Origin of the sequence: Agriterribacter sp. (assembly GCF_035444585.1) — a bacterium.
Taxonomy (GTDB): domain Bacteria; phylum Bacteroidota; class Bacteroidia; order Chitinophagales; family Chitinophagaceae; genus Agriterribacter.
The window spans coordinates 1-15,230 of the sequence record NZ_DAOMOZ010000113.1 but is presented as its reverse complement, the minus strand read 5'-3'; the positions used below and the strand labels follow the sequence as shown (position 1 = coordinate 15,230).

The window sequence follows — 15,230 nt, the reverse complement described above, 5'->3', positions numbered from 1 at the left end:
ATTCATAAAATTTAAATTGCATGTCAACACACATACCGGCCGGATATAAATGGTGGACGGGGGGGAAGAGCCCCTATAATGTAAGTTACGGGAAACTGATGATGTGGTTTTTTCTGGTGAGCGACACCTTTACATTCGGCGCCTTACTTATTTCTTACGGCACTATACGGGTAAGCCATAATTATTGGCCGGATCCCAATCATGTATTCAATACATTTCCATTCATGGGAGATGCCAACCTGCCGCTTGCGTTTGTGAGTTTGATGACCTTTATCCTCATCATGAGCTCCGTTACCATGGTACTTGCCGTTCACGAAGGACACAAAAGAAATAATAAGGGTGTGCAGAAATGGTTGCTCTGGACAATTTTGGGCGGCTTCATGTTCCTGGGCTGCCAGGCCTGGGAGTGGACGCACCTCATTACGCATACACACCCGGTTTTGATCGACGGACAAATACAGGAAATAGGAGCAACCATAAGGGAAAATCATTTTGGGCCAATAGTTCCCGGACTATTTCACGATGGCCACCAGGTTACCCTGCCGGGCCCTGTTGCCTTTGGGAACTCCTTTTTTGGAATCACCGGCTTCCATGGATTTCACGTTTCGATTGGGGTGTTCTTAAACATCCTGATGTATTTCTGGGCAGTGAATGGGCGCTTTGTTCGTTTGGGCCATTATGAGATGGTAGAGAAAGTGGGTTTGTACTGGCACTTTGTAGATCTGGTATGGGTATTTGTATTTCTTTGTTTTTATCTTATTTAACCGATTTATTGTATTAAAAGCATATGCAACACATGGAACATGCAACGCAACACCTGGCGGCATCGCCCGAGATAACTTTTCAGCACGAGCCTGCCCCCAATACAAAAAGGATCTGGAAAACCTTTTGGATACTGCTTTTTCTCACCATAGCTGAGCTTGCCCTGGGTTTGTCTCATTATGCTTTTCATGTAGATGGATGGTTATTGTTGTTTTTAAAGGGAGGAATGATTATTCTTTCTTTGTGCAAGGCCATTTACATTGTTTCTATATTTATGCACCTCGGCGATGAAGTAAGAAATCTTAAGCTTTCGATACTGGTGCCGCTATTGCTTTTTATATGGTTCATTCTTGCTTTTTTGTGGGATGGTGTAGCATATAAAAATTTGCGTAACAAATACAATGTCCCGGCTCCCACAGAGCAGGCTGCTCCCCACGATGTGCAGAAACCCGGAACACTGGATTAAAAAGTATTTCGAATCGTTTTCTCAGGAGGCTGTCTCAACAGGCCGGTATGGAAGATATGCCGCAAAGGCACAAAGTCCTGATCTTCAGATTTTATTTTCTTCGGGCGGGCGTCCGGTTCAGGTGGGTCTTGGTGGCAAAACATAACTTTTGAGACAGCCCCTTTTTTTGTAGATTTAAGTAAAATCTGCCGGATGCAAAAAGCGCTTTTTCTGATATTAAGTGGTTTGTTGCTGAACTGTTCTTCTACCAGGCAAATAGAAAAGCGCTACACTGCCGACGATCAAACTGTTTTTTCGTTGCTGGAACGGTTAAAAAAGAATGCGGACGATAAGGAGGCCGCAGCTTTGCTGCCCGATGCCTACAGGCAGGCAGCCAATGTACGCAAAGCCATAAACAGCAATACCTATAATAATAGGGGTGCCGGCGACCGTTGGATGGAGATCGCTGATCAATTGCAGGTTGCCGCCCAAATGTACAGCCAGATCAAGTCTATACCCGCGGCTGCTGAATTGATCCCCAACCCATGGGATCCTTCCGTTAAAATACAGGAAGCAAAGCAAAAAGCGGCTGAAGAATATTATAACCGGGGAATTCATTATTTGTCGTATAACAACCGCCCTTACGGACAAAAAGCATATGAGATGTTTGTCAAGGCCAACAATGCTTATCCACATTACCGTGATGTTGAGGATCTTATGCAACAGGCGCAGGAGCTGGCAACAATTAAAGTAGTGGTGCAGCCGGTAAATTATTATAACAATAGCTGGCGCTACTGGGGTTTCGATAACGATTACCTGCAGTATACCATGGTTCGCGATCTCAATAACGCGTCTTATAACAATACCCGTTTTTACACCAACAGGGAGGCGGAAGCCAACTTTATAAAAGCAGACAGGGTTGTGGAGCTGAACTTTAATGATTTGTATATCGGCAGTGTGTATGCCGACAGGTACACCATACAACGATCTAAAAAAATAGAGATAGGGCAAACCAGGTCTGTTCCTGCAAAGCCTGTTTATAAAACCGTTAAGGCTACCGTATATGTAAGCCGGAGCATATTACAGAGCCGGGCTTCATTGGATTGCCGCATTTATGATTGGGTGAGCGGTCGCAATATACTATCGGATCGCTTCCATGATAATTATACATGGCGGCATGAAACGGCGCGCTATACCGGTGATCAGCGGGCATTGGAAGCTTCAGACCGTAACCTCATCAATAACGCGGCGACTGTTCGTCCGCCTTCCAGGGAGGAGCTGGCAGCAAGACTGGTGAACAACTGTTACAATCAGTTGCTGAACAGGATCCGCAGCGGAGTGAGTTTTTAATGGCGCGTGGTTGGTGAATGGTGAGTGGTGAGTGGTGAGTGGTGAGTGGTTGGGAGTTAAAATTCACTATCTTCTGTCCGAAGGGTGGCCGGGCTTCACTGCTAACAATAGCATACAGGCTTCGGGCTCTGCTTAAAAGTTGATGCTCCTTTTTCTGGCCACCACTTCCCATTGGGCAACGATCTGTTTATTTTCCACTACATAGGCCTTATCATACAAAGCAACGGTGGGGCATATGTGTACAGGAACACCGTATAGTATATCGCCGGTACGATACTGAGCGGCGTTAGCTACGCGCAATACCAAATGTTCCTCGCTTTGTCCTGAAGGTACCACATCCGGGGCATTTAAAAAATGAACACGTGGCAAAGGATTTTCTGCGGCCACCGATTTATGCCCGAGATCGGTGCAAATGGTATGCTCATCTACTATGGAAATTACTCTGGTAATAACGAGCGCTGCATATTCAAATGGCTCATCGGGAAAAGCATGCTTATACCCCCAGTCGGAAAAAACAAAAGTGCCGGGGCTGCATTCTACATGTTGGCGGTGGGCGTGTGTTGGAAAAGTAGGTGTGCCACCCATTACAATTTTTAATGAACGCTGATATTTTTTTGCGATCTCCCCGTGTAATACAGCCACCCGCCGAAATCCTTCATCACTCTTTTGCTGCCGTAAATTGGTGTCGGTATCCCGTATATGACCATCATAGCCATGCAGTCCGGCCAGTTGTACATGCTTTAACGACAGGATAAACGCAACAAGCGGCAATGCTTTTTCCGGTACAATACCGGTCCTGTTCATTCCGATATTCAGGTCTATAAAAACATTAATTACAATACCCTGCTCCCCGGCCACCCTGTTGATGTGTTTGGCGCCTGCTTCACTGTCTGTTAAGCATGCAAAATGAACCGAAGGATATGCTTTAATAAGATTTGCGAATCGTTCTGCTTTAGGACCAACAGGCTGGTAAGCGAGCAGTATATCCGGTGCTCCTGCCGTTGCCAGCATTTCGGCTTCGGCAATAGTAGCGCATTTGAATTGGGTTATGCCTTCTTCCAGCATCATAGAGCATACCTCCGCCATTTTATTGGTTTTAACATGCGGGCGCAGCATGCGCACATCATTTACCATGCTTTTAACCAGGCGGATGTTTTCTTTTACCCGGTCTTTATAAACCAGCAATGCAGGAGAATCTATAGCATCAATAGCATCAACAGCGTACCATTCACTGGTTGAGCGAACAGGATCATTCATATTTTTTTATTTAATCGTACAGTTCAAATACGGCTTCTATTTCAACGGGTATATTACCCGGCAACGATCCCATTCCTACTGCGCTGCGTACGCCCACACCGTTTTCTTCTCCCCATATTGATGCAAACAATTCGCTGCAGCCATTGATCACGTAGGGCTGATTTTCAAATTCGGGGGCACAATTTACCATGCCCAGCACCTTAATGACCCGCTTAATATTGTTGAGGCTTCCAATATGGGCTCTTATGGTTGCCAGCATGGTGAGCGCTACCTGCTTTGCAGCCAGCTTGCCCCGTTCCTTATCCATATCCTTTCCAATGCGCCCTTTTATAAGGGTTTGATCTTCCTGCACAGGACCATGTCCTGAAAGATAGAGATGATTGCCGTCTATGAGGCAGGGTTTGTAAACGCCCATTGGTTTGGGCGCCGGTGGTAGTGTTAATCCCAAACGAGCCAGACGTTCTTCGGCGGTTCCTTCTTCCATATAATAGAATTTAGTTTTTTACAAATATATTCAACAGCTACATGTTAATGTAAGGTATAAATCTTTTGTACATTTATAGACCATTTCATTTTTGAATAAAAAAAAACATTTTATGTACAACCGGCTTTTCAACGCAAAAAAAATATTCCTGGCAGCAGCATTGCTCGCAATTGCCCTGCCCGTATTTGCGCAGGAGATCGGGGTGCAGTTGTACAGCTTCCGCAAACAGTTGCCGGGGAATGTACCTGCCATGCTGGAGAAAATAAGCAGCATGGGCATTAAAGAGCTGGAAGGTGGCAGCAGCTATGGGTTACCGGTAGATGAATTTAAATCCCTGCTGAAGAAAAACAATCTGAAAGTGATCAGTGTGGGCGCCGATTTTGAGCAACTGGCTAAAAACCCGCAGGCATCTGTTGACCTGGCCAAAACCTATGGCGCAAAATACGTGGTTGTGTTCTGGATCCCGCATACAGATGTTTTTACAATTGATGACGCTAAAAAAGCAGTGAATGTATTTAATACCGCCGGAAAGCTGTTGAAAGAAAATGGCATTGCTTTATGCTATCATGCACATGGGTACGAATTTGGAGCCTATGGTGAGGGAACATTGTTTGATTACATGGCAGAAAAGCTTAATCCTGCCTATGCCAATTTTGAAATGGATGTATTCTGGGTAAAACACCCCGGGCAGGATCCGGTAGCATTGCTTGAAAAATATCCCAAACGCTTTCCCTTAATGCATCTTAAAGACAGGAAGCCCGGAACAGAAGGCAACCAAAAGGGTGAGGCCGATGTAGAAACCAATGTGGTACTGGGGACCGGCGATGTGGGCATTGCCGCCATAATGAAAGCTGCAAAAAAAGCCGGTGTAAAACATTATTTTATCGAAGACGAATCATCCCGTTCGGTTGAGCAGGTGCCGCTGAGCCTGGCGTATCTGAGATCACTGAAATAAAAAAAATACACCGCGAAGAATCGCGGTGTCTCATATACTTAAAACTCCAAAACAATTTTACCGGATGTTTTAAAAATACACCGTGAAGAATCACGGCGTCTGTATACTTAAAACTCCAAATATTTTTCTTATATATTTTTTATAAGGTTGATGAATCATGGAGCTGTCTCAAAAGTTATGTTTTGCCATTAAGGCAAGAAAATAAAATCTGAAGATCAGGACTTTGTGTCTTAGTGCCTGCCCCCGTCCGACTGGTGCCATCCCCGCTATACTGTATGCATTCACCTCTTACACTTTGTTTATTTTTGAGAATGAGATTGAACAAAGGGTAAGATGGAGCTTTCCTGTTATTGGGAATTGTTCCAATAAATTGCTGCAACCCGTTCCGGGTGCAAATTTTATTTAACAGGAAATGGCTGATGCATCGGCATCGGGCGGCTGCCAGGGAGAACTGACAGAGACGGAAAGAAGCGGGCTGGCGCCTCTAATTATCCAATGGGGAACAATATTGCTTATTGCTGCAATTGACCAGTCTTCGGCTTGCTGGCTGATATAATCACCGGCAGAAAACTGGAATAACAAGGAAGAGTGAGATGATTTTGTATTGGCGGTATCTTTCTGCAGATCATTTACCAAACTAAAAAATTCATCACGGGCTGTATTGATCTTTGTTTTTATTTTATCAGGAATGCAAAGCAGCACCAGCGAATCGTTAAATATTTTGCGCTTTACGTATTTGTAGTGTACGCCGTCAATATCTATCTCGCCGTCGTATCTTTCAAAATCACTCCAGTTGCTGTGATAAGGCAGATTGATGGGGATTTTTACTTCTACAAGATCCTTTTCATCATACTGCTGCTGATCTAATCTTACTTCCATTTTTGTATTTTCCTGAACTTCCCAGTATTGCAACAGTAACCTGTAACCGGCAAGGTTAAAGAGAAAGATCAGGATCAGGAATATGGCACTGAGCTGGCGCAAAATGGATTAATTAATCTTTTATATGTTGTAAAAGCAATTGCAATATAAATCTATTTTATTAAAAAAAGAACAAGTTTTACGACGGCGAATAGTGCATGCCCGCCCGGCTGAACGCCGTTCGGACGGGGTGAAGGGTGAAAGATTGTGAGAGGTGAATGGTGAATAGTGAAGGTGAGATTCACTATTCACTAACCGCAATTACGCTGATCTCTACATTCACGTTTTTGGGCAACTCCTTAACAGCTACTGTTTCCCTCGCGGGAAAGTTATCTGAAAAATATTTCCCGTATACTTCGTTCACAATGGTAAACAGGCTCATATCTGATAAAAAAATTGTTGTCTTCACTACATGGTTAAAGTTTAGCCCGGCCTCGTGCAGAATGGCTTCTATGTTTTGCATTACCTGTGTTGTTTCAGCTATAGCATCCTTTGCTTCAATATTTCCTGTACGCGGATCAATAGCTATCTGTCCGGAAACAAACAGCAGGTTACCCGCCATTACCGACTGGCTGTAAGGGCCGATGGGAGCAGGTGCATTTTGAGTGTTGATAACCGTTTTGTTCATGATGATGTGTAGGTTGATAAAAAACGCAAAGGTACTCAATATAGGAATGCTTGCCGGACTGAGATTGATCCAGGGTGCAGGTTACAAGTTGCGGGCTTCAGGAAAATGCTGTTGGCAACACGATGGATCCTCAGCCCTCACCTTTTTGAAGTTTTAAGTTTACTTTTGATAAATGCTAAAAAATTGAATGGAATGGCAATGCTGTTACATATTGACACTGCGTTGGAAAAATCCTTTGTGGGGCTGGCGTGCGATGGTTTATTACTGATGGAGTTGAGTAATACGGTACAGCACGATCATGCAGCTTTTGTTCAGCCTGCCATCAGGCAAATTATGGATAAATGCGGTGTGTCGATGAATGATATTGATGCGGTAGGCGTAACCATTGGCCCGGGTTCTTATACGGGATTGCGTGTAGGTATGGCCAGTGCCAAAGGAATATGTTATGCATTGAGCAAACCTTTGGTGGCAATAACAACAACTGAGGCAATGACAGCTGCAGCTATTGAAGCATTTCCGGGCTTTGATGCCTATTGCCCGATGATAGACGCCCGCCGCGATGAAGTGTATGCAGCCCTGTATGAGCCCACAATGAAAGTGGTTTTACCACCCCATGCCATAGTACTTACTGTAGATTTTTTTGCACAGGAACTGGAGCATAAAAAAATCCTCTTTTTTGGAACAGGCGCGGCTAAATGGAAGCAGATGCCGGTATTTAATGCCAAAGCCTCGTTTGAAAAAACAGAATATAAAGGAAAACACTTAGCCTGCCTTTTCCATAACTCCTTTAAAAACAATCTTTTTTGTGACCTTGCTTATACAGAACCGTTATATGCCAAAAATGTTCATTTTGCGGGAGGAAAAAACGGAAAATGACCATTCATACTATTTTATTACTTTAACATGGTATGGGGGCTTTATTTGTATTTTCGGTTATATCTTTGCACTTGATATATTAATGATTAAATTTTAAAGTTATTATTCCTATGACAGGCCTTACAAATCCATACACAATGGTGTTGAGCGGATCAGCGCAGGAAAATGCCTCCGAGTTAAGGATTGACTTTCTTAATGTAAAAAAAGCTGCCCTCATTCTGAGAGCGCTTAACCATAAGCTCAGGCAGCAAATGATCCAGTTGCTGGATGAAAAGCAAAAAATGACGGTTACTGAGTTATACGTACAATTGAGGCTGGAACAGTCAGTTGCATCACAGCACCTGGCCATTTTAAGAAGAGCCGGTATGGTAAATACTACCCGTGAAGGCAAATTCATTTACTACTCGGTAAACCATAAACGCCTGGCCGAAATATACCATTTTGTGGAGCAACTGTTAAGTTAATACTTATTGATTTTTTATGAACGGTTGGTGTATTATTTTCATCAACCGTTTTTAATTTAAACGCATTTAAGCGGTATGTCTGAAATGTTGTATTCCCCCGGTCGTGCTTTTACGGTGCGGCAACTAAAGGAGTTCCTGGATCATAATGAAAAAGCGATAATAGTTGACACAAGGAAGGTCTCCGCTTTTACAGAAGGATTTATACCAGGCTCTGTTTTTATCGGGAGGGATGGAAATTTTATAGAATGGGCTGTGAATCTGCTGCCCACCGATAAAACGATTGTTTTAATTGCTTCCACGGGAAAAGAAGAAGAATGCCTTGCACTGCTGGTAAATGCGGGGTTTAGAAACGTGGCCGGTTTTCTTGATGGTGGGTTTGAAGCATGGAAAGAGGCGGGTGGCGCGGTTGATATGATCATTGATGTTGATGCCGGCGAACTGGCAATGGATCTGCCTTTTGACGAAAACCTCATAGTAGTTGATGTGCGTCGCCCGGTGGAATATGCAGAAGGTCATGTGAAGGATGCCTTAAATCTTCCCCTGATCGATATGAAAGATCCGGGCAATATTGCTCAGCTAAATGAAAGAGATAATCTGTACCTGCATTGTGCACGCGGATACCGGAGCGTTATTGCTGCATCGTTGCTTAAACTGCAGGGCTACAACAACCTGCGGAATATTACCGGTGGATGGGAATCAATAAAGCATACCCGGGGGATTACGGTGGTAAAAGATCCGGGGGCGTTGAATTAGGGTACAGGTTTCAGGTATGAGGTTTCAGGTATGAGGTTTCAGGTATGGGGTTTCAGGTTTCACGGAAATCACCCTGCAACTCACTCTCCTCCCAATCCTCCTTTGCCTTTGTATAATTTTACAGGACCGTTCAATTTTACTTCAAGCACTGTCATATACCCATCTGTGGCGGTTTCGGGAATTTCGTCAATGTATACCAGACCCGGCACCGGGCTCCACGAAATTTTGCCTACAATTTTATGCTTCAACAACTGGTCTGTTCCTACTATCCTGATGCTTTGGATGGTATTGTACAGCCCTTTGATCACCGGCTTACCCCGGTTAAGCGCCGGCACAAAGAGATAGAGGGTGGAAGAATCTTTGGAAATGGTGCTTGGCCCGTAAAAATGCCCCGGCGGCATACCGGCTTCCGTGTCAAAAATGGCTCCTTCATGCTTATGCGTCCATTTCCCCAGCTCCTTTAATAAATGCACCTGTTCGGTGGGTATCCAGCCATCCTCCCTTGGACCAATATCAAACAGCAGGTTGCCGCCATTGCTGATCACATCAGCAAAAATAGTGATCAGTTCGTAGGGTGTCTTATAAGCGCTGTCGTCCGGGTGGTATCCCCAGTTGTTGTTGGCTGTCATGCACAATTCCCATGGATTGAGCGAAGGGCGGGTAATGGGAAAGTTTTGTTCGGGTGTTTCATAGTCGCCGAAGCCGGCAAGCCTGCCGTTAATGATGGCGTTGGGGTTATTTTCAAGGATCATATTCCTTACTTTCTGCGCCTGCCATTCTGCTGCACTATGTTCCCAGTCGCCGTCAAACCAAAACAGATCGGGGTTGAATTTTGTGCTCAGTTCCTGTATCTGCGACTGGTAAAACGCCAGGTAACGGTTCCATCTTGCAGGGTCATCTTTTATTTTGTAGCGGCTGCTGTCTTTTAAAAAGCCCGGGTAATCCTGGTGGCTCCAGTCCAGTATCGAAAAATAAGCCCCTGCTTTAAGTCCGGCATTGCGCAATGCGGTAAAAAAAGGCGTGAGCACATCTTTCCTGGCGGGTGTTAATTTAGCCGTGCTCATATTATTGGCCTTCGTATCCCATAGAGCGATCCCATCATGGTGTTTGGTGGTTATTACTGCGTAGCGGGCGCCTGATTCTTTGATAAGCTTAGCCCATGCATCCGGATCATAGTTTTTGGCAGTAAAGCCATTCAATTGCTTCATATAGTCGGCATACAACATCTTTTTGTTATGAAAGGCCCAGCTTTCATCAACCCCGTTTACGGAATATATGCCCCAGTGAATAAAAATACCCAGTTTGGCATCTTTGAACCATTGCATTTTAGCCTGGTTATCATTTACAGTGTTTTGTGCCTGCAAAGCAAAGCAGGTCAGTACCAGCATTACGGAAATAAATGAGCGCATTATTGTGTGTATTTTTTCAGACACCTGATGGCGCCAGCCTTCCAAATGTCTTTGTTTTAAATAAAGGTACTAATACACAAAGTCCTGATCTTCAGATTTTTTTTCTTCGTGTTTCGTGGTCTTGGCGGCAAAACATAACTTTTGAAACAGCCCCGGCGGCAATGTGGAAATCTCAAAAAAGGAGACAATTTTCAAAAAGCTTCCCAAAAATATGACCGCGGCATTTTAATTATTTTGAAAATTTATCCTAAACATATTGTTTTTAATGAAAAAGTTATTTTACTTTAACATATTATTTGAAAATAGTTAACCATATTTTAATAAAAATGGCGGGCAAGACTCAATTATATAGGAAAAGAATAATAAACCATCTTTATTTTTCAAGGATGCTTTCCTGTGCAGAAGTGAGTGAGAAAATTGAAAAGAGCCTTTCTCTTACAACAAAAATATTAAACGAACTGGTAGAAGACGGGTACGTGATCGAAACCGGGTACGCTCCCTCAAGCGGGGGCAGGCGGCCGCAGATGTATTCGCTTAAGCCCGATATCATGTATACGGTATCGGTTGCCATGGATCAGTTTGTTACCCGTTTGGCAGTAATGGATATGCAAAACCGGCATATCGGAAAAATTGAAAGCCTGGAACTGAACCTTGCCGTTAACCCCGGATCACTGGATGTTATTACAGACAGGATCAACGATGTAATTGACAAATCGGGGATACCTAAAAATAAAATTGCAGGGATCGGTATCAGTATGCCGGGATTTATTGATGCAAAGGAAGGCATCAACTATTCATTCCTTACAAACCGCCAGGGTACCATCACCTCTTTTATTGAGGGTAAAACCGGAATACCGGTTTTTATTGATAATGACTCGAGTCTTATTGCTTTGGCCGAATTAAAGTTTGGTGCCGCCCGCAATAAAAAAAATATAATGGTAATTAATGTGGGGTGGGGTATTGGACTGGGCATGATATTAAACAATACTTTGTTCAGGGGTGACGATGGTTTTGCGGGCGAGTTCAGTCATATCCCGCTTTTTCAGAATGGCAAGCTCTGCAGTTGCGGCAAAAGCGGTTGCCTTGAAACAGAAGCTGCATTGACCGCAGTAATTGAAAAAGCGCTGGCAGGCTTAAGCTCCGGAAGGACTTCGGTATTAAAAAAACCGGATCTGGAAGCTTTGAATCCTGAAGATGCAGGCGATGCCATTATTGCTGCGGCGGGCAAAGGAGATCGTTTTGCTGTTGAACTGCTGTCTGAGGCAGGTTATAATATCGGGCGCGGTATTGCTATCTTAATTCATTTGCTGAACCCCGGACTGGTGGTGCTGAGCGGAAGAGGGTCTTCTTCCGGCAAAATACTGCAGGCGCCTATTCAGCAGGCATTAAATGAGCATTGTATACCGCGGCTTGCCGCTAATACAGAAATTATAATCTCGGAACTGGGGCATGAGGCGCAGCTTATAGGTGGCGCTGCCCTGGTAATGGAGAAATATGAGAAAGGAATGGCACGCAAAAATAAAATTCAGGAAGCTGCCTGAGAAGAACCCTTAAACAAAATTTGCAACTAAAACCAACAGAGATGAAATCAAATGTTAAACGTCTGTTGTTAATGCTTTTTATGGCATTGCCGGCGGTGTATGTTTTTGCCCAGCAAGTGAGAAATGTTTCCGGAACCGTATCCGATGAAAACGGGGCATTGTTGCCGGGTGTATCGATTGCAGTAAAGGGAGCAAACGCCATTGCTGCTACGGATGCCAGCGGGCATTTTAGTGTATCATTAACGGCTTCTCAAAATGTGCTTGTATTTTCTTCTGTGGGCTATGAAACCACAGAAGTAACCGTGGGAGCACAAACCACTTTGTCTGTAATACTCAAACCGAGTATAACAGAAAGTGAAGCGGTTGTAGTAACAGCATTGGGCGTATCCAAACAAAAAAGGCAGTTGGGGTATTCTGTAACAGAGGTTAAAGGTGCCGAGCTGTCCAAAACCAATGAGATCAATCCTATTAATGCCTTACAGGGCCGGGTGGCAGGCGTGCAGATCGACATGGGAGGCGCCGGCGGCTTGATGGCCAACTCCAAAATTATAATTCGCGGTAACTCTACCCTCGGAACCAATAACCAGCCCATTTTTGTTATTGACGGGGTAATTATGGACAACGATATTTTTAGCGGTAACGGCCGCGACTTCGGCAATGACCTGAAAAACCTGAATATGGAAGACTTTGAAAGTGTATCCGTATTAAAAGGATCTGCAGCCGCCGCCCTCTACGGCACAAGAGCTGTTAACGGTGTCATTTTAATTACCACCAAAAAGGGTAAACAACGTGAAGGTATCGGCATAACGGTTAACCAGTCGGTGAATATAACCGATCCTTATGCGGGGCCAGACTTCCAGAATGAATTTGGCGGAGGTACGGTGGGTGATTTTTTTACAGATGCAAGAGATCCTAACTATAAGCCCACTGAAAGATGGACCACCAAGGTTTTTCCTACAGATCCCGTTACAGGACTTCCCTATATTGACAGGGGCGTTGGGCGAGAATTGGAAAACTGGGGTCCCCGGATGCTGGGGCAGGATGTAATTAATTATGATGGTACGCCTACCAAATATCTTCCCCAACCCAATAACTTCCTCGACGCTTTTCAAACAGGCGTTGGCTATAATACCAATGTGGCCATTGACGGGGGAACAGAAAAATCAACATTCCGTTTATCCTATAACCGCAATGAGGCCGAAGGTGTGGTAAGCAACAACAAGTTCACCAAAAATGCATTTGACTTGCGGGTTACGCATAAGTTCACCAAATTCCTGGAAGTGGATATGACTGCGGCTTATACTGATTTTAACGGTAAGAACCCGCCGCGCCTGGGCGGACTGGATGCCTTTGCCTCCTATAATTTTGGCAAGCTGTATTCGTGGATGATGCCCCGGAATTATGATACCAAATACTGGTCTCAAAGGGAGCATTACACCAGCCAGTTCGGCGGTGTTCCCAATCCCGGCAACTCTGCCGAAACCAACCTGGCGCCGGAAACGAGATTCTGGTTCTCCTTATATGAAAATAACTATTTCCAGAAGGAGCAGCTGCTTCGTGGACGTGTAGCCTTTACTGTTACATTAACCGACTGGGCGAAGCTGATCCTCGAAGGAAATATTAATAATATCTATACCCGGTCGGAAAGCAAGGAACTGGGGCAGGGACAAAACTTTACCGGTGGCTTGTATTCACTCGGATTTCAAACCAAGGAAAGCAATATGCAGAAATGGATGCTGATGATGAATAAAGATATTAACCCCGATCTCTCCATCAGTGGTTATATAGGAGGCGAATCGCAACGCTATAAAACCACATATGAAAACAGTTCAACCAGCGGGGGATTAAGCTACCCGGGTAACTATTATATAGCCAACTCGGTTAATCAGCCCACAACAAATGCAGGGATCAGGAACCGCAGGAGCTTCAATTCATTATACGCCAGCGCCGATATAGGATATAAAGACATGTTGTACCTGCAGGCTACCTGGCGTGGCGACTGGTCTTCAACTTTAACCTATTCCAACGGTACGGGTAATAATTTCTATACCTATCCGGCAGTAAGCTTGTCGTGGATATTCAGTGAAACATTCAGGAACAATCTTCCTTCCTGGATCAGCTATGGTAAATTAAGAGGAAACCTTGCCGCATTGGGCGGCGATACCGATCCCTTCCGGATCAACCCCGGCTTTGCATTTAATGGGTATAGCGCAGCCAACGGGCAAACCGTTCCGCTGTCAACCTACAGCTCAGGTTCTGTATTGCAGCCCAACCTGAAACCCCAGCGTAAAATATCAAAAGAAATCGGACTGGAAATGCGGTTTCTCGCAAATCGGTTGGGCTTGGACGTGAGCATATACCAGGACAATACCAAAAACCAGTTGCTGGATATTGGCACGCCAACAGAATCCGGTGTGAGCACCATATTTATCAATGCCGGTAATATACGCAACAGGGGTATCGAAATTGCATTAGATGCCACTCCGTTAAGAACAAAAAGCTTTAGCTGGAATACGGCGTTTAATTATGCCGTTAACCGTAATATGATCGTAGAGCTGTATCCCGGCAGAACAGAGTTTAACCTGGGCGCCAACATTGGTGAGATCAGCACCTGGGCTGTGGTAGGCAAATCATACGGTACATTGCGTACACAGATTCATTCTACCGCTTTTGAGGGTACGGATAAAAATGACCCCCGCAACGGCTTACCCGTTTTTACCTGGCGCTCTGATTCCAGAACAGCCTTCCCGGCCAGGAGCAATGTATGGCAGGATGTAGGTGACATTAATGCTAAATTCCGTGCGGGTTGGGACAATACGTTCAATTATAAGAATTTCAGCCTGAATGTATTGTTAGACGCTAAAATAGGAGGCGACTTTGTATTGCTGAGCTACCGGTATGGAACGCATACAGGTGTATTCCCCAATACGCTTCCGGGAAGGGATGCTCAAAACGGAGGCATCCAGTGGACATCACAATACGCTAATGATGGCGGCACTTATGATGATGGTATCATTCCCGAAGGTGTTTTCGCTCCGGGTCAAATCGTGGATGCGCCCGGCGGCGGCACCGCCGATGTAGGTGGCATGACGTACCAGGAGGCATATGACAAGGGATTGGTTGAGCCTTCCCATCTTCCCCAGTTCTATTATCGCTATGGTTCCTCTTCAACCGGGGTAGCAGATTTCTGGGTGCTTAAAAATTCGTGGATATCGCTGCGGCAGGTGGCATTATCTTACCGTATACCGGCTAAGTTTTATGAAAAGCTTAAGCTGAATGCATTGTCTTTATCTGTTATTGGCCGTGATCTGCTGTATTTGCACAACACGTTGCCTTATAATTTTAACCCGGCTTCCAACAATTCAAACAACACGGCTTATTCCGGCGA

The 15,230-nt window shown here is 44.7% G+C and carries 14 protein-coding genes; 9 read left to right on the top strand and 5 right to left on the bottom strand.

Features of this window, described 5'->3' with window-relative positions; all coding sequences use genetic code 11:
• Positions 1 to 20 precede the first annotated feature (20 nt).
• The 3 genes from PLH26_RS12860 (at position 21) to PLH26_RS12850 (ending at position 2,557) form a co-directional block, all read left to right on the top strand.
• Positions 21 to 764, top strand: a complete 744-nt coding sequence (locus PLH26_RS12860) for a cytochrome c oxidase subunit 3 (RefSeq protein ID WP_324586431.1) — start codon at positions 21 to 23, stop codon at positions 762 to 764.
• A gap of 32 nt (positions 765 to 796) precedes the next feature.
• The gene (locus PLH26_RS12855) at positions 797 to 1,228 is read left to right on the top strand and encodes a cytochrome C oxidase subunit IV family protein (RefSeq protein ID WP_324586430.1); all 432 of its coding nucleotides are present in this window, start codon (positions 797 to 799) and stop codon (positions 1,226 to 1,228) included.
• A 192-nt stretch (positions 1,229 to 1,420) separates the two neighbouring features.
• On the top strand, positions 1,421 to 2,557 hold the full coding sequence (locus PLH26_RS12850; protein WP_324586429.1) for a hypothetical protein: 1,137 nt from the start codon (positions 1,421 to 1,423) through the stop codon (positions 2,555 to 2,557).
• Between the two features lie 132 nt (positions 2,558 to 2,689).
• Here PLH26_RS12850 and PLH26_RS12845 read toward each other — a convergent pair whose 3' ends face one another.
• Both PLH26_RS12845 and PLH26_RS12840 read right to left on the bottom strand, forming a co-directional pair.
• Positions 2,690 to 3,814 (bottom strand): D-TA family PLP-dependent enzyme, encoded by a 1,125-nt coding sequence (locus PLH26_RS12845; RefSeq protein ID WP_324586428.1) that lies wholly within the window; start codon positions 3,812 to 3,814, stop codon positions 2,690 to 2,692.
• Between the two features lie 10 nt (positions 3,815 to 3,824).
• Positions 3,825 to 4,298 carry a RidA family protein gene (locus PLH26_RS12840; RefSeq protein ID WP_324586427.1) on the bottom strand — a complete coding sequence of 158 codons (474 nt, stop codon included), beginning with the start codon at positions 4,296 to 4,298 and terminating at the stop codon, positions 3,825 to 3,827.
• Between the two features lie 112 nt (positions 4,299 to 4,410).
• Between PLH26_RS12840 and PLH26_RS12835 the strand changes: the two genes are divergently transcribed.
• Entirely contained in the window at positions 4,411 to 5,253 is an 843-nt protein-coding gene (locus tag PLH26_RS12835) for a sugar phosphate isomerase/epimerase family protein (protein WP_324586426.1), read from the top strand.
• Between the two features lie 402 nt (positions 5,254 to 5,655).
• Here PLH26_RS12835 and PLH26_RS12830 read toward each other — a convergent pair whose 3' ends face one another.
• Both PLH26_RS12830 and PLH26_RS12825 read right to left on the bottom strand, forming a co-directional pair.
• Positions 5,656 to 6,234 carry a hypothetical protein gene (locus tag PLH26_RS12830; RefSeq protein ID WP_324586425.1) on the bottom strand — a complete coding sequence of 193 codons (579 nt, stop codon included), beginning with the start codon at positions 6,232 to 6,234 and terminating at the stop codon, positions 5,656 to 5,658.
• A gap of 181 nt (positions 6,235 to 6,415) precedes the next feature.
• On the bottom strand, positions 6,416 to 6,799 hold the full coding sequence (locus PLH26_RS12825; RefSeq protein ID WP_324586424.1) for a RidA family protein: 384 nt from the start codon (positions 6,797 to 6,799) through the stop codon (positions 6,416 to 6,418).
• A gap of 192 nt (positions 6,800 to 6,991) precedes the next feature.
• Here PLH26_RS12825 and tsaB point away from each other — a divergent pair, with 192 nt between their 5' ends.
• From tsaB to PLH26_RS12810, 3 genes are all read left to right on the top strand, one after another.
• Complete coding sequence (gene tsaB, locus PLH26_RS12820) at positions 6,992 to 7,675, top strand: tRNA (adenosine(37)-N6)-threonylcarbamoyltransferase complex dimerization subunit type 1 TsaB (RefSeq protein ID WP_324586423.1); 684 nt, start codon at positions 6,992 to 6,994, stop codon at positions 7,673 to 7,675.
• Between the two features lie 110 nt (positions 7,676 to 7,785).
• Positions 7,786 to 8,139, top strand: a complete 354-nt coding sequence (locus PLH26_RS12815; protein WP_324586422.1) for an ArsR/SmtB family transcription factor — start codon at positions 7,786 to 7,788, stop codon at positions 8,137 to 8,139.
• Between the two features lie 75 nt (positions 8,140 to 8,214).
• Positions 8,215 to 8,892, top strand: a complete 678-nt coding sequence (locus PLH26_RS12810) for a rhodanese-like domain-containing protein (protein WP_324586421.1) — start codon at positions 8,215 to 8,217, stop codon at positions 8,890 to 8,892.
• Positions 8,893 to 8,972: 80 nt separating this feature from the next.
• Here PLH26_RS12810 and PLH26_RS12805 read toward each other — a convergent pair whose 3' ends face one another.
• Positions 8,973 to 10,301 (bottom strand): alpha-L-fucosidase, encoded by a 1,329-nt coding sequence (locus PLH26_RS12805; protein WP_324586420.1) that lies wholly within the window; start codon positions 10,299 to 10,301, stop codon positions 8,973 to 8,975.
• 386 nt (positions 10,302 to 10,687) lie between these two features.
• On the opposite strand from PLH26_RS12805, the gene PLH26_RS12800 reads away from it, so the two are divergent.
• Positions 10,688 to 11,842, top strand: coding sequence for an ROK family protein (locus tag PLH26_RS12800; RefSeq protein ID WP_324586419.1), 1,155 nt, complete (start codon positions 10,688 to 10,690; stop codon positions 11,840 to 11,842).
• 41 nt (positions 11,843 to 11,883) lie between these two features.
• Positions 11,884 to 15,230 (top strand): SusC/RagA family TonB-linked outer membrane protein (locus tag PLH26_RS12795; protein WP_324586418.1); only part of this gene is annotated, 3,347 nt, incomplete at its 3' end.

Coding starts and splice junctions, on each gene's coding strand:
- PLH26_RS12850 (WP_324586429.1), top strand. CDS start 1,421: ATGCAAAAAGCGCTTTTTCTGATATTAAGTGGTTTGTTGCTGAACTGT.
- PLH26_RS12800 (WP_324586419.1), top strand. CDS start 10,688: ATGCTTTCCTGTGCAGAAGTGAGTGAGAAAATTGAAAAGAGCCTTTCT.
- PLH26_RS12840 (WP_324586427.1), bottom strand. CDS start 4,298: ATGGAAGAAGGAACCGCCGAAGAACGTCTGGCTCGTTTGGGATTAACA.
- PLH26_RS12810 (WP_324586421.1), top strand. CDS start 8,215: ATGTCTGAAATGTTGTATTCCCCCGGTCGTGCTTTTACGGTGCGGCAA.
- PLH26_RS12815 (WP_324586422.1), top strand. CDS start 7,786: ATGACAGGCCTTACAAATCCATACACAATGGTGTTGAGCGGATCAGCG.
- PLH26_RS12845 (WP_324586428.1), bottom strand. CDS start 3,814: ATGAATGATCCTGTTCGCTCAACCAGTGAATGGTACGCTGTTGATGCT.
- tsaB (WP_324586423.1), top strand. CDS start 6,992: ATGGCAATGCTGTTACATATTGACACTGCGTTGGAAAAATCCTTTGTG.
- PLH26_RS12835 (WP_324586426.1), top strand. CDS start 4,411: ATGTACAACCGGCTTTTCAACGCAAAAAAAATATTCCTGGCAGCAGCA.
- PLH26_RS12825 (WP_324586424.1), bottom strand. CDS start 6,799: ATGAACAAAACGGTTATCAACACTCAAAATGCACCTGCTCCCATCGGC.
- PLH26_RS12805 (WP_324586420.1), bottom strand. CDS start 10,301: ATGCGCTCATTTATTTCCGTAATGCTGGTACTGACCTGCTTTGCTTTG.
- PLH26_RS12860 (WP_324586431.1), top strand. CDS start 21: ATGTCAACACACATACCGGCCGGATATAAATGGTGGACGGGGGGGAAG.
- PLH26_RS12855 (WP_324586430.1), top strand. CDS start 797: ATGGAACATGCAACGCAACACCTGGCGGCATCGCCCGAGATAACTTTT.